Genomic DNA, 14141 nt, shown 5'->3' on the forward strand with positions numbered 1-14141 from the left:
GAAGAAGGGGGATGACAAGTATATGGAGCAGGTTATTTTTAATGGTTTATATGCTGGAGCTCAATATGCGCTTATAGCGTTAGGATTGACGTTGATTTTTGGTCTTATGAACGTCATGAATTTCGCTCACGGTCAGCTTTATGTCCTCGGTGGTTTTATAACGTATTACGTATATGGAGAATTGCATCTTCCCTACGGAGTTGCCCTATTGGCAACTGCTCTAGCCCTTGCTGCGGTCGGATACGGATTTCAGGCGCTTCTTTTCAAACCTGTTCTGAGCCGCAGCGACAGAGAAGAGAGCAGTATGCTTCTCTCTGCAGGGACGGCAATAATGCTTGAGAGCTCTATTCTGATTTTTTTTGGAGAAAAACACAGGGGAGTTCCTGCGGTTGTCGAGGGCGTTCTGCGTGCGGGCTCCGTTTTTATGCCTAAGGGGCGTCTGTTAGTGATTGGACTTTCCTTTTTGTTTATCCTGTTGTTCATATTATTTATGAAATATACGAGGCCTGGCCGAGCCTTGCGGTCTATGGCCCAGGATAGGGAAACGGCAGAGCTCATGGGCATCAACGTGGAAAAGTACGCTCTTTTAGGCTGGATGATGGCTGCTGCTTTGGCAGGAATTGCGGGAGCTATGCTTGTGCCTATCTCAGGTGTGAATTCAGGGATAGGGCAGTGGATATCAATTAAGGCATTTATCATGATAATGATCGGGGGAGCAGGTGTCATCTCGGGAGCTATTCTCGGTGGGCTTGCTTTAGGTATATGTGAATCGTTAGGTTCCCATTTTTTCCCTGGTGGTGCCACGTACTTGATCATTTTTGTTTTTTTGATGGTTTTCATCTCAGTGCGTCCCAATGGAATTATGGGGAAGGCATAAGGAGGGAGAGAAGATGAGCGTGCTCCGTAAGAAAAGTACGATACTGCTGGTCTCCCTGCTTGTGCTGTACTTAGTGGGATTTCCGATGGTGTTCTCTCACGCGCCTTATTTTTTAGGTGTTTTGACAACAGCATCAGTTTTAAGCCTCATTAGCGGCGGTGTTTGGCTGATATTTTACATCGGACGTATAAACATAGGGCAGGGAGCTTTTGCTCTGGTCGGTGGATATACCGCTGCGGTTCTCATTACAAAGATGCAAATTCCCTTCTGGTTTGCTTTGCTGGGCGCTGGTTTGAGCTCGGTTATCCTGAGCGTTGTTATTGGGTGGCCGCTGTTGCGCTTGAAAGGCGTCTATTTCTCCATGATAACGTTAAGTTTGACCGAAGTTGCCAGACTTGCGGCTCAGACTTTAACCCCGATCACTAACGGATCTAAGGGAATACTGAATATACCTTTGCCAGGGGCTTTGAAGGTAGGGGGTGTGACTCTCATCCCTGACTTTTCTACGGTAGATAAACATTTTGCTTTTTATTATTTAGGGGCGTTCTTGCTTATAGTTGGTTTTGCTGTTTTGTATAGAGTTGTTCACAGCAGATTGGGTTGGCTTCTCCGCTCTCTGTTGCAAAATGAGGATCTTGCCTCTTCTTTTGGTGTGAATGTTCCTAAACTCAGGGTCATAACCTTTGCGATTTGTGCTGCTATGGGTGGCGTAGGCGGTGCTTTTTTTGTCGTCATGCAGCAGTGTGTCTATCCGGCCACTTTTTCAGTGCAGGATTCCACATATTTCCTGCTGTATTGCTTTTTAGGTGGGCTTGGAAGCGTTTGGGGAGCTATAGCAGGAACCTTTGTGTTGTTCATCAGTTTTGAATTCCTGCATGGTCTTAACGAATATCAGCCCCTGATTTATTCCTTAATCATGATAGGGATGATGCTTTGGCTGCCTAATGGCATTATGAGTATACGAAGAGCTTTTTATGGTCGATTTTTGTCAAAAGACAGTTCGACGAATCTGAGTTAGGGAGTGCCGTCTATGTCCTTGATGCGAGTTTCCAATGTCACGAAAAAATTTGGTGGGCTTGTCGCTGTGAATAACGTGTCTTTTTCCGTGAACGAAGGAGAGATCCTCAGCATTATAGGTCCTAACGGTGCAGGAAAGAGCACGCTTTTTAAGTTGTGTTCCTCTTTTTTGCCGGTCTCGTCTGGTGATATTTTTTTCAGGGAAAAAAATATCACCTCTTTGTCGCCTCATATCGTTGCTCGAATGGGGATTATCAGAACCTTCCAGGAAACTACGATATTTAAAGATATGACTGCTCTGGAAAATGTTATCGTTGCCCATCACCTCCAGAGTAAGGCTTCTTTAATGGGCTTCTTTTTCAATACGTCCACCGCGAGAAAAGACGAGGAGCGTTTTCGTCAGAGTGCGGCTGAAATTCTTGATTATCTGGGGTTGGGAGGTATCAAGGAGACCAAGGCTTCTAATTTGCCTCATGGTTCTCTTCGTTCGCTGGGTATAGCTATCGGGATGGCTGCCTCTCCTAAAGTCCTCCTTTTGGATGAACCTTTTGCTGGTATGAATTCCGATGAGACAGCTCAAGCTATGACGATGGTGAAGAGTATCAGAGAAAAAGGAGTGACGATCCTTTTGGTCGAGCATGACGTATCTGCTGTAATGAAGATTAGCGATCGGATAGTCGTGCTTAATTTTGGCACCAAGATTGCCGAAGGATTGCCTGAAGAAATTCAAAAAAATGAGGCAGTCATTGAGGCATATCTTGGCAGGGAAGACGACGAAGAGGAGGTGCAGGAATAACCATGTATTTTGAGGCTAAAAACCTGGTTCTGTCATATGGTCATGTTCAGGCGCTTAAAGATGTCTCTTTGTCCGTTGAAAAAGGGGAAATTGTGACCCTTATAGGAGCTAACGGTGCTGGTAAAACCTCTGTCTTGAGGGCAATAACGGGGCTGAAAAAAATAAAAAACGGGTCAATTTCTTTTGATGGGAATAAATTAGACAATTTGTCAACGGAGCAAGTGGTGTCAAAGGGCATCGCTATGGTTCCAGAAGGACGGCATGTCTTCCCCATCATGAGTGTCAAAGATAATTTGTTGATGGGGGCATTTTGTCTGAAAAAAGACAAGGTTACCATAAAAAACAGACTTGAAATGGTTTTTAATCGTTTCCCCCAGCTTAAGGACCGGTCAAAGCAGTTGGCTGGGACTATGAGCGGTGGGGAGCAGCAGATGCTCGTAATTGGTCGAGCTCTTATGGCGGATCCGAAGCTTTTGCTTTTAGACGAGCCTTCTTTAGGTGTGGCACCTATTGTTGTGGGTGAGATTGTCGACGTTGTTAAAAAAATAAATAAAGAGGAGGGTGTCAGTGTTATTCTCGTGGAGCAGAATTCTCGAATGGCTTTAAAAATATCGCATCGTGCCTATGTGATGATGAATGGTGAAGTCGTTTTCCAGGGTAATTCTGATGAGTTGTACAACGATGAGCGGATTCAAAAGGCGTATTTAGGTGGAGATTTGAAATCTGCGTCAAATTGAGGACTGAAGGGAGGAGCTTGCATGATTGATAATAAGGTAATCGAAACGATTTTAGGTCGTCGCAGTCATAGGACATTTGAAGATCGACCTGTAGATACGAGTGTTGTCGATGTTCTCTTGGAGTGTGCTTTTGCTGCGCCCAGTGCTTTGAACCTTCAGCCCTGCCATTTTATGGTTATAGATGACAGGGCTCTTTTGAACGCTATTGGAGACGGATATGGTAAGACTCGAATGGTGCACGAAGCTTCTCTCGCTATCGCTGTGTGTGTAGACGTGCCAAACTATGAAGAGAGATCAGGTCTCTTCGATGGAACCTGGATGGAAGATGGGGCTACTGCCATGGAGAATATGCTCTTGGCTGCAAGGGCTCTGGGGCTGGAGGGAGTATGGCTTCAGGTAGCGAACCGTTCTCCAAGAGAAGAAAATATCACCGCTGTGTTAGATATGGATCCAGGTTTCAGGGTTTTTGCTATGGCGGTACTCGGTTATCCTAAAGAGAAGCTGGCGCCTCATAAGGGAATTGATGAGAGCAGAGTTCATAGAAATGGAGTCCTCAGGGTAGAAAAAAGGTCATGATGAGTCAGAGAGAGACTGTTAGGAAGCCAGGGAAGCAAATCATCAGAATGATTGAGGCTGCGGATGTGGAGGTGTGAGCGATGAAATACGATCTAATCGTGCAGGGAGGGAGGCTTGCCCTTGACGGTGGTGGCGTTATTGCTGATGTGGGGGTCATCGACGGCACTATCGTCTCCATAGGTTCGAATCTCGGTGATGCTGACGAAGTGATTGATGCATCTGGGTGTGTTGTTACCCCTGGAATGATCGATTCTCATACTCATATATCAGAGCCCGGGCGGACGGAATGGGAAGGATACCTCACTGGCACGTCCGCTGCTGCAAAGGGCGGCGTTACTTCGTGCATTATGATGCCTTTGAATCAGATTCCATGTATTGAGGATAGTAACGCGTTAAATATTCAGTTCAATGTCGCTCAGGACAAGATGAAGATCGATATAGCTCTCTATGGAGCCCTGACACCAAGAAATCTGGGGATGCTAGAGGAGCTTGCTCAGGGGGGAGTAGTCGGATACAAGGCTTTCATGGCAACCTGTGGAGATCGTTCTATAAAGGGTGATATGATGAACGTTGACGATTACTCCTTGTATGCTGGGATGAAGACCATTTCCGAGACGGACAGAGTTTTGGCCCTCCACTGTGAAAATGCCGCCATAACGGATATGTTAGGGCGTTTGGCTGCGGAAAAAGGTCCTGATTCCTTGAAGGCCTATGTGATGTCTCGCCCTGTTTTTACAGAGGTTGAGGCAGTGCGAAGGGCTATCTATTTGGCTGAGCAGGCGGGCGTTAAGCTCCATATATGCCACTGTAGTTGTCCCGAGGCGGTTTCGGAGGTCACCGCAGCCAGATTCAGGGGGGTACCTGTTTCGGCCGAAACCTGTACCCACTATCTTTATTTTTCAACCGAGGAGCTGGATGAGATTGGTACATCCGCTAAGTGTTCCCCTCCGATAAGAGAGGAGACGAATCGGGAAAGAATGTGGCAAAAGCTTTTTGCCGGTGAGATCGCCTGCGTTGGATCGGATCATTCCCCCTGTACGCCTGACTTGAAAGAAGGGACGGCCTTTTCTGCATGGGGTGGAATTGCCGGAATTCAGAACAGCTACGATGTCCTTTTCGATGAGGCTGTTCAAAAAAGGAGAATGCCCCTTAACCAATTTGTCGCTGTGACTGCGACCAATGCAGCGGAAATCTTTCATCTGAAGGGGAAGGGGCGTACGAGCATAGGGTACGATGGGGATTTTGTTCTCATAAGACCCAATACGTACTACATTATTGAGGCGGATGGCCTGGAATATAAGCATAAGATAAGCCCATACGTGGGGCGATCCGTAGGATGTCAAATAGAGAGAACTGTCGTAAGAGGAAGAACTGTTTACTCTCGGAGTGGAGGCGTAAGTTCAACCTCATGTGGTCGTTTTATCTTGAGATGCTGAGGCGTATGTAATAGACAATTGGTATCTGAGTTGCTCTATTTGTTGAAGGGGTTCAGTGGAGAAAGCAATTTAATGAAATGCATGGCAATGGCTATAGATAGCAAGGAAACTGATATGTAAACGACAATTAAGCTCTAGTGGTATTTTCATCTGCTCAAAATCAGTATCGTTCCCGCTACCCTGTAAGGCAAAACAGCTGATAGGGGCGATATATTCCCTTCTAGGAGCTGGTCAACACCTTTTGGGGAACTATGTCGTCTATTCTGTTTTTTGTAGGTAACGAAGATCTTGCGTGGGCTTATTGTACGTTTTAAATCCTTGGGTGAGTAGGCCGCTCCAATTGAGGCGGCCTACTCTTTTTTGTGTCAGTTATCGGCAGAGTTTCAGGATCTCCAGTGCTTTCTTTGCATCGATGGGAACGAACTGGCCGACCGGGCCGTTCCAGTTGGTTTTGGTGGCCATCTCCTCCAGGCGGTCATCTGGAACCTCCAGCTCCTTCAGGGTTACTGGCATACCCAAGTTTCTGAAATAGTCCTCCATCACGGCGATCCCCCTGAGAACCATGTCCTCCGGGTTCCAGAAATCGGGCTCCAGGCCCCACACTCGGTGGAAAAATCGAACGAATCTGGGAATATCGTGGTAGTATACGGCCTTCATCCAGGCTGGGAAGACCACGGCTAATCCCGCTCCATGGGCCACGTCGTACAGGGCACCGATCTCGTGTTCGATGCGGTGAGAGGCCCAGTCGCCCAGACGGCCGGTGTCTAAAATTCCGTTATGGGCGATGGTGGAAGACCACATGATCTCGGCTCGGGCGTCGTAGTTTTCGGGATCTTTGAGGGCTACTGGCAGGTATTTGATCACAGTCTGAAGGGTCCCCTCAATGAGTCGGTCCGTCAGGTCAACGTTGGGGACGTTGGTGAAGTAGCGTTCCATAAGGTGGGCCATGATGTCCACCCCGCCAGCCGCGGTCTGATAGGCCGGAAGAGTCGTGGTCAGCTGGGGGTTGAGCACGGCGAATACCGGTCGGCTCAGGGGGGAGTAGAACGCATGCTTCAGCCATCCGTCCTCGTTCGTGATGACCGAGGCCTTGCTGGTCTCACTTCCCGTGGCCGACAGGGTAAGGACGCACCCCACGGGCAAGGCTGCCTTGGGCTCTACTCCTTGATCGAAAAAGTCCCACACGTTACCGTCGTAGGGGACACCTGCGGCTATTGCCTTGGCGGAGTCGATAACGCTACCACCTCCCACGGCTAAGATCAGGTCTACGCCCTGTATCCGGCAGAGGTCGATAGCTTCCCGAACCAGGGAAAGCCGTGGGTTGGGTACCACCCCTCCCAGCTCGATGAAAGCGATACCCGCCTCGTTCAGAGAGCGAACGATCCGATCATACAGGCCGGTTTTTTTGATGCTGCCGCCTCCGTAATGGAGCAGGACTTTCTTTGCTCCCCGTTCGGCAATCTCCGCCCCGACCTGCTTCTCAGTCTCCCGACCGAAGATAATCCGGGTCGGGCTCTCGTAGACGAAATCTCTCATACAGCATAAACCCCCTTTATAATGCGTATTTTTGATGGTGGTACATTAGTATAGCATGGGCGAACGTTTTTTTTGGTAGCGTATGTCGTGGAAGATTGTCCATACGTGTCGAGGAGGTCTGCCGTTCGTGTATGTCCTGTGTGTATATGTGCCTGAAGGGTACGAAGAAAGGGTAAAAAATGCCTGCTTTGACGCAGGAGGAGGCTCAATCGGTCGCTATGATCGGTGTTGCTGGCAGTCCCTTGGCAGAGGACAGTTCCGCCCTCTTCAGGGTAGTTGTCCTTTTTTAGGAGATGAGGGAGAGGTGGAGTTTGTTCGGGAGTGGCGGATTGAGATGGTCTGCGACGACGATGTTATAGCGGACGTGGTGACGGCGTTGCGGGATAGCCATCCGTATGAGACTCCTGCTTTTCATCTGATTCCAGCGCTTGGCGATGTGCTCTCTGAAAAACATCAATAGGTCTTTATAAAAACGAGACGCCGGACCATTCGTTATTCGAAAGCCCGGCGTCTCGTTTTTTATGGTGCTTGGTGTTTAGGTCTGTCGTTGGAGGGGTAGAGGGCAAGCGTTGCTGCCAGGATTACGACGAAGACGCTCCCCACGTTGTGGACAAGCGCTGCCCCGATAGGGCTCAACCATCCTCCGGCGCTCGCAGTCACTGACAGTCCGTTGAAGGCCAGACCGAAGGCCACGTTGAAGCGGATGATCCACAGCATCCGTCGGGAGAGCCTCATCAGCCAGGGAATGCGGGAGAGGTCGTCCTGAGTGAGGGCTACGTCCGCAGCTTCCAGTGCTACATCAGTCCCCAGTTCGCCCATGACGATCCCGGTGTCGGCGGTTGCCAGAGCCGGTCCGTCGTTGACTCCGTCTCCCACGAAGATCGTTGGGCCGTACGATCTCTTAGTTCGTCGAATGATTCTGGCTTTGTCGTCCGGTTTGAGCTCTCCGTAGCCCTTCACTCCCGGCAGAGCGGTGGCGACGGCCCGTACTCCAAGCGTGTGATCGCCCGAGAGTAGAGCCAGTTTTAGAACCCCCAGATCTTTCAGGGCGATCAATACATTGCTTGCCGCTGGACGAACCTGATCGGAGACGATGATGAGTCCCATAAGGAGACCATCCCGTTGAACGATAAGTGGCGTCTGCCCCTGCCTGAGGGCTTTTTTCAGGGAGGACGTCAGTTTGGAGGGAAGGGGGCGCTCTCCCCAGGAGGCCAGGCTTCCCACCGAGATAGAGTGGCCGTTCACCGTGGTGGTGATCCCCAGGCCGAGCTCTTGAACTCCGCCGTCAGAGGAGAGTTCAGGCAAGGCTTGATCGGCTGCTGCCTGGATGATCGCCCGTCCCAACGGGTGGGTGCAATCTCGTTCGGCTCCGGCCGCATATGCCAGAATCGTTGCCTCGTCAAAGCCAGAGCAGGGGATGACGGATGTCACCGTGGGGGAGCCTGTGGAGATCGTGCCTGTTTTGTCAAACAAAACTGCTTTTGCCGATGCTATGATCTCCAGGTAATGACCGCCCTTTACGAGAACTCCCTCTCGGGCAGCTCGTCCCAAGGCTGCTACGGCAGCCGTCGGAGCTGCCAGGATCAGGGCACAGGGACAGCCCACGATGAGTACGTTCACCGCCCGGTTAAACTGGCCGGTGGCGACCCAGGCTGTTGCGGCGCATATCAGGATAGCAGGTGTGAACCATGCGGCATATCGATCGATGAGGCGAACCGTTTCGGGCCGATCGGCCTCAGCCTGTCGGACCATGGCCACCACAGTACCCAGGGATGTTTCGGAGCCTACCTTGACGGTTCTTGCGGTGAGGACGCCATTGTAATTCAGGGTTCCGGCCAGAAGGCGATCACCAGGAGCTCTCTCCGCTGGAATGGGCTCCCCGGTCATGGTGGATTCGTCTACGGCCGATGTCCCCGTGAGCACGACGCCGTCGATAGGAATTCGTTCACCTGGTCTGATGAGCACCACGTCCCCTGGCGTGACCTGGTCGATGGGGATAGATCGGGGATCACCGTCCACGAGGACGGTCGCTTTTTGAGGTGCCAAACAGGCCAGGGCCTGTATAGCTCTTCTGGCAGAGTCGCTGGTTGCCTGCTCTATGCGACCGCCCAGCGTCATGACGAAGCTGACCACGGCGGCTGCCAGAAACTCACCCTGGAGGAGACTGGCCACAATCGCGATGCTCACCAGCTCGTCCACGTTTGCCTGCCGTTTCCGAAGACCTTGAAACGCTCCCACGACGATAGGCAACCCGTTGATGCCCACCGACACCAGGGCCAGAAGGCTTCCGAGGATAGAAGGCGGATTCCCGTGGTCTAACAAGAAACTCCCCAAGGCCAACAGAGCTGCGAAAAGAGCTCTCCCCAGTTCAGGGGAGTACAGGTTTTTGTATATACTCATCGGGGCCTACTTTCCGAACTTTTTGAAAATGTCCACCACGTCGTCGATGAGGGCGTCATGCCCCTGATGATCTGCCATAGCCTGAGTGACGCAGCCCTTCAGATGGTTTTCCAGCAGGACAGCTCCCAAAGATCGTAAAGCGCCTTGAGCCGCAGCTACCTGCTTGATCACCTGCATACAATCCCTGTCGTCCTCCACCAGTTTTTTGATCGCCCGAATCTGTCCTTCGATTCGGCTGATACGATCGATGATTTTCTTGTGGTCCTCTCCACAAAGGGACATACAGCACCACTCCTTTTTTAGATACTTATACATACCATATGTATATTTTAGGCTCGATGTAATTTTCGTCAAGTATGCAGGAGAAGGTCTATAAAAACACCCGTTCTTTCGTTGCCTTTCTCGCTGCTCTGTGGTAAGTCATACACATGGAGGTGATGGTCTATGAGATACTTGTTGGGCGTTATGATGGCTGTCGTCGTTTTAACGACGGGATGTGGCTGGGCTCAGGAGCCTGCCATGAGATGGGGAAATTGGGTGTTCGTGGAGGACAGGAATTACCGGGAGTTTTTCCCCCTTGTTCCTGTCAAGGGTGTTCGGTGGTTTGCCGACAGCCAGGGGGCGTGTTTCCTCCAGGCTGTGCTGCCCTACGCATCGGTTGAGTCGGTATCGGTGCCTGAGTGGTTTACGAAGGACGGAATGGGAACGCCGCCCTCTCGTCCCGACGATGATCGGATGGGTTGGGGCCGCTGGGTGTTCATGGAAGGTAAACTTCTTCGGGAGTGTGTACCGCCGGGGCCTCAGAGTAAGGACGTTCGATGGTTTATCGAGGCGTCGGGTCGTTGTTTTCGGGTGCCGGTGGTGGATTTCCCCAAGCTCTATCCCGTCGATCGCCCTGCGTGGCTCAATACCGACGGTATGGGGCTCCCACCAGGAGCGTCCCCAAGCCCGGTCGATTAATGCGTGTCATGTTGACGTTTATCTAAAGGGGGTAATGCCCGGTGATGGGGCAGAACCATGCGACATTGTCCTTTGCATTGATCTATGGGGCCACCGGGCGATTCCTCCCGGCCTCTCTGGCCTCCGTCGGGGCGGTCTTTCCTGATGCTATCGAGCGGCTTCTCTTCGGTCAAAAGTGGCAGAAGCACCACCGCAAGGGAAGCCACTGGTTCCCTCCGTATTTGCTAGGAGCCTGGGTGGCCTCTGTCTATCTCAGAGGACATCCCTTTGGTGGTATCGTGGAGGTCGTTGATGCGAAACTCTACGTTCCCATTGGGACCCAAACGGTTGCGGCTGCCGTGGCCTTTGGGCTTTTTTGGTTTATGGCGGGGTGTTTGCTTCACATAGTGGAAGACTGTTTTTTCGGTCCTATGCCTTTAGTGTTTCCGTGGAAGCGGCAGCGCCTGATCATCCAGATTTTCAAGACTGGCGGCCCAGCGGAGCGGATCATCGCTCGCTGTGCCCTGATCTTGGCGGTGGTGGGACGCTTTGTGGATGTTTCTCGAGGCTAAAGGTAGGCTGCTGAGTCCTAATGTTAAGTATAATTGGGTCATATATAGTGATCCATGATGCTTCTGCAACAAGCGAGAGGCGGCCGTATAAGCCGCCTCTCGCTTGTTGCAGTTGTGTCTATTTTTCGTTGAGATATGCCCAAGCCACCGAGGCGGCTACGGCCGCTCCCAGGGGTAAAACGTCGTCGTCGACACAGTACTTGGGGTGATGCTGGGGGTACGTCATGTCCTTGTCGGGATTGCCCGTTCCCAGGAACATGAAGGTCCCGGGACGCTCTTGAAGGTAGTAACTGAAATCCTCGGCACCCATGGTAGGCTTGGCTTCAAGAACCTTATCCTCTCCAAGGACTGAGCGGGCTACCTTAACGGCAAAGCGGGTGAAATCCCGGTCGTTCACCGTGGGAGGCAACATGAATGTGTAGGTAAAATCAGCTTGGCATCGCAGACCGGAACAGACGGCCACGGCGATCTCCTCCATGCGCTTTGCTATTGTTTCACGAACAGAGGTGTCGAAAGTCCTGGTGGTTCCTGAAACGGTCGCTGAGTCTGGAATGGCGTTGAAGACGCTGCCGCTTTTGATCTCCCCTACGGAGATGACAGCAGCCTGAAGGGGATCCACTTCCCGACTGACGATGGTTTGCCAGGCCGATACGACTGAACAGGCGGCGATCACCGGGTCCATCGACAGGTGAGGCATGGATCCATGACCTCCCTTGCCCTGAATCTTGAGCTCGAACTTGTCCGCCGAAGCCATGGTGGGCCCCTCGCAGTAGGTCATGTATCCGCTGGAGACAGGGGACCAGATATGTTGCCCAAAGACGACGTCAACGCCCTCCAAAACACCGTTCTCTACCAGCTCCTTGGCCCCGGCTCCCACCTCTTCAGCATGTTGGAATAAGAGGCGCACACGTCCCGGAAGCTCGTTCTCCATCTCCTTAAGGATGGAAGCCGCCCCCAGGAGCATGGCGATGTGAGCATCGTGGCCGCAGGCGTGCATCGCTCCGTCGTTGACCGATCGATAAGGTACGTCCCGTTCCTCCTGAACGGCCAGAGCGTCGATATCGGCTCGCAAGGCGATGCATCGTCCTTCTTTGTTCGGGTTGAGATCAGTGACGACCCAGTTGTCTTTGTGACCACAGCCGATTTGGGTGTCGTAGCCCATATCTTCCAGGATAGACGCTATTTGAGCTGCTGTCTTGACCTCGTGAAGGGACAGCTCAGGGTGTTTGTGAAAATGATGTCTCCAGGAAGCAATGGATTCCAGGCGCTCCTGAGCTTTTTCTCGGATTGTTTGATACATGCAAAGCCCTCCTCGGTTATGATTATGAGACGACGGACCGGAGAGTCTCCCCCGGCCCGTCCACTATTGATGTCGAATCAGCTCAGAGTTTGCTCGAACCGGTCCAGGGTCTTGCCGGAAATCTTAGAGGTGCCCAGACTGACGATCAATACGACAGCAAAATTGACCACCAGTCCAACAAAGCCCTCGTGAAGGTTCATGGGCGCTGGAACCCCCATGAATTTGATGGCGACGACCGTGCCTAAGCCTGCCAGAAGGCCGGCGATAATCCCCAGCTTGGTCTGCCACCGGGCAAAGAGTCCCAGGACGACCGCCGGGAAGAACTGGGTGACTCCCGAATAGCCCACGAGCAGCAGGGAGACCAGCATGGACGGTGCGAAGATAGCCAAGAGGACTGCCAAGATGGTCAGAAGGGGGACAAAAGCCCGTCCCAGCTTGGCAACGGCCATGTCGTCCATCTGAGGGGCAAAGCCACGCTGGATCACGTTTCTGGCGAGCAGGTTCGACGCAGTAAGGATGAGTCCTGACGATGTGGAGATCGATGCGGCCAGCCCCCCAGCTCCGATGAAGCCGGCTAGTACCGGCGGGAAGTTTTTCACCAGAGCGATGAGCATGGCATGATCCGGCTTGGTAATAGTATCGGCGAAGGCCGGGTCTATCCCCGTCTTAGCAGCACAGGTGAAACCCACCACGATGATAGGGATCAAGGTCAGGGAGTATAGAGGCAGAATGACGGCGTTCTTGCGGACGACCTTTTCACTTTTTGCCGCATAGGTAGCGGTGAAGATGTGGGGCCACATCCAAAAGCCCAGGCCGCAGATCAACGCCACCGAGCTCACCCAGAAGATACCGAGCCCGGCGCTATCAGGCAAGAGGAGGTGACTGGGCTTTATTTCCTGGAGGATCTCCCATACCTTGGCTGTACCGCCGAAGAACTTGTGGGGGAAGATAAAACCGACGGAGATCATACCAACCAACATGATAATGGCCTGAAGGAAGTTGGTCCACCCAATACCCCGGAGTCCCGAAACGTAAACAAAAATCACCGCAGCGATGAAACTGATGACCACGGCCAGCTTCCAGGATATCGCGCCACCGGAGGCCAGCTGGACGATCATGCCAGCCCCCATGATCTGGAGCTGAAGATAGGGAATTGTGAAAATTACTCCGATAAAGGCCACGAATACCCCAAGCCACCGGCTCTCGTATCGGTCCTCGATGAAGTCGGGTTGGCTGACGTAGTTAAGCCGGGCCCCCAAGCGGTTGATTCGGGGACCAATGAAGAAATACAGACCGTAGGCGATAGAGCTGTAGATCAGGGCATAGACGATGCTCATCCCCCTTGAATAGGCCCAGCCCGCCAATCCCAAAAAGGCAAAAGCGCTATAAATCTCGGCTGCTGCTGTGGTGTAAAAAAGAAACGTTCCAAAAGATCGTCCACCGACGAAATAGTTTTCCATACTGAACGCCTGGTTTCGGCCCGCCATCACGCCGACGACGGTGGTGATAATGAGCCAGCCAAAGATGATGTATACAGCGATGGTCATACCTCGTCACCGTCCTCTCGAGCTCGAAGCTTGTAGGCCAAGGCCATAATCCCCGAGGTGAAAAGAATCATCACCAAGGCATACATCAACAAGAACGGGATCCCAAATATCACGGGTTCAACCCGATTTACCATGTTGAGAACCGGCGGCGAATAGCCTAGAAGGATCAGAATAAAACACCACAAAACCGTTCTTTCTCCCTTCGACAAGTGCATAATTCCACCTCCTGAAAATATTGTGTAGCACTTCCTCTTTGCAAGAGTATAGCACTGAAGTCGCTGGCGAAAAAGCCTCTCTGGCAATCCCTTTGGTCTCTTTATGGCTGCTTTGATTGTCATCGGTGTTTATAATATAGGCTTTTATGTATATGTTTTATGCGATACATGCCGTTCTGTCCTTTTATGACTC

General features: G+C 51.8%; 15 protein-coding genes. 9 read left to right on the forward strand and 6 right to left on the reverse strand.

The annotated features are described in order from the left end of the window. Positions 1-22 precede the first annotated feature (22 nt). The 6 genes from CSA35_05865 (at position 23) to allB (ending at position 5439) form a co-directional block, all read left to right on the forward strand. Positions 23-877, forward strand: a complete 855-nt coding sequence (locus CSA35_05865; GenBank protein PIE54535.1) for a branched-chain amino acid ABC transporter permease — start codon at positions 23-25, stop codon at positions 875-877. A 19-nt stretch (positions 878-896) separates the two neighbouring features. Continuing rightward, positions 897-1895, forward strand: a complete 999-nt coding sequence (locus CSA35_05870; protein PIE54536.1) for a branched-chain amino acid ABC transporter permease — start codon at positions 897-899, stop codon at positions 1893-1895. A gap of 12 nt (positions 1896-1907) precedes the next feature. Further along, positions 1908-2690: an ABC transporter ATP-binding protein gene (locus CSA35_05875; GenBank protein PIE54470.1), complete on the forward strand. Its 783-nt coding sequence runs from the start codon at positions 1908-1910 to the stop codon at positions 2688-2690. Between the two features lie 2 nt (positions 2691-2692). Then, positions 2693-3427: an ABC transporter ATP-binding protein gene (locus CSA35_05880; protein PIE54471.1), complete on the forward strand. Its 735-nt coding sequence runs from the start codon at positions 2693-2695 to the stop codon at positions 3425-3427. Positions 3428-3448: 21 nt separating this feature from the next. Then, the gene (locus CSA35_05885; GenBank protein ID PIE54472.1) at positions 3449-4003 is read left to right on the forward strand and encodes a nitroreductase; all 555 of its coding nucleotides are present in this window, start codon (positions 3449-3451) and stop codon (positions 4001-4003) included. A gap of 80 nt (positions 4004-4083) precedes the next feature. Continuing rightward, positions 4084-5439, forward strand: a complete 1356-nt coding sequence (gene allB / locus CSA35_05890) for an allantoinase AllB (GenBank protein ID PIE54473.1) — start codon at positions 4084-4086, stop codon at positions 5437-5439. Between the two features lie 369 nt (positions 5440-5808). Here the strand turns inward: allB and CSA35_05895 are convergent, their stop codons facing one another. Next, entirely contained in the window at positions 5809-6975 is a 1167-nt protein-coding gene (locus CSA35_05895) for an NADH-dependent alcohol dehydrogenase (protein ID PIE54474.1), read from the reverse strand. A 127-nt stretch (positions 6976-7102) separates the two neighbouring features. Here CSA35_05895 and CSA35_05900 point away from each other — a divergent pair, with 127 nt between their 5' ends. Then, complete coding sequence (locus CSA35_05900) at positions 7103-7435, forward strand: NGG1p interacting factor NIF3 (GenBank protein PIE54475.1); 333 nt, start codon at positions 7103-7105, stop codon at positions 7433-7435. 59 nt (positions 7436-7494) lie between these two features. On the opposite strand, the gene CSA35_05905 is transcribed toward CSA35_05900, so the two are convergent. Continuing rightward, positions 7495-9375 (reverse strand): heavy metal translocating P-type ATPase, encoded by a 1881-nt coding sequence (locus CSA35_05905; protein ID PIE54476.1) that lies wholly within the window; start codon positions 9373-9375, stop codon positions 7495-7497. Positions 9376-9381: 6 nt separating this feature from the next. Further along, positions 9382-9657, reverse strand: a complete 276-nt coding sequence (locus CSA35_05910; GenBank protein PIE54477.1) for a CsoR family transcriptional regulator — start codon at positions 9655-9657, stop codon at positions 9382-9384. Positions 9658-9819: 162 nt separating this feature from the next. Here CSA35_05910 and CSA35_05915 point away from each other — a divergent pair, with 162 nt between their 5' ends. Beyond that, positions 9820-10335: a hypothetical protein gene (locus CSA35_05915; protein ID PIE54478.1), complete on the forward strand. Its 516-nt coding sequence runs from the start codon at positions 9820-9822 to the stop codon at positions 10333-10335. A 41-nt stretch (positions 10336-10376) separates the two neighbouring features. Next, a complete protein-coding gene (locus CSA35_05920) occupies positions 10377-10886 on the forward strand; it encodes a hypothetical protein (GenBank protein PIE54479.1) in 510 nt (169 codons plus the stop codon). Positions 10887-11004: 118 nt separating this feature from the next. On the opposite strand, the gene CSA35_05925 is transcribed toward CSA35_05920, so the two are convergent. The 3 genes from CSA35_05925 to CSA35_05935 all read right to left on the reverse strand — a co-directional run bounded on the left by CSA35_05925 (position 11005) and on the right by CSA35_05935 (position 14071). Then, positions 11005-12186 (reverse strand): peptidase M20, encoded by a 1182-nt coding sequence (locus CSA35_05925; protein ID PIE54480.1) that lies wholly within the window; start codon positions 12184-12186, stop codon positions 11005-11007. Between the two features lie 77 nt (positions 12187-12263). Then, positions 12264-13733: a sodium:solute symporter gene (locus CSA35_05930; protein ID PIE54481.1), complete on the reverse strand. Its 1470-nt coding sequence runs from the start codon at positions 13731-13733 to the stop codon at positions 12264-12266. Next, on the reverse strand, positions 13730-14071 hold the full coding sequence (locus CSA35_05935) for a hypothetical protein (GenBank protein PIE54482.1): 342 nt from the start codon (positions 14069-14071) through the stop codon (positions 13730-13732). The genes CSA35_05930 and CSA35_05935 overlap by 4 nt, the downstream gene beginning before the upstream one ends. Between the last annotated feature and the right edge of the window lie 70 nt (positions 14072-14141).

Source organism: Dethiosulfovibrio peptidovorans, assembly GCA_002748665.1.
In the GTDB taxonomy this organism is placed as follows: domain Bacteria; phylum Synergistota; class Synergistia; order Synergistales; family Dethiosulfovibrionaceae; genus Dethiosulfovibrio; species Dethiosulfovibrio peptidovorans_A.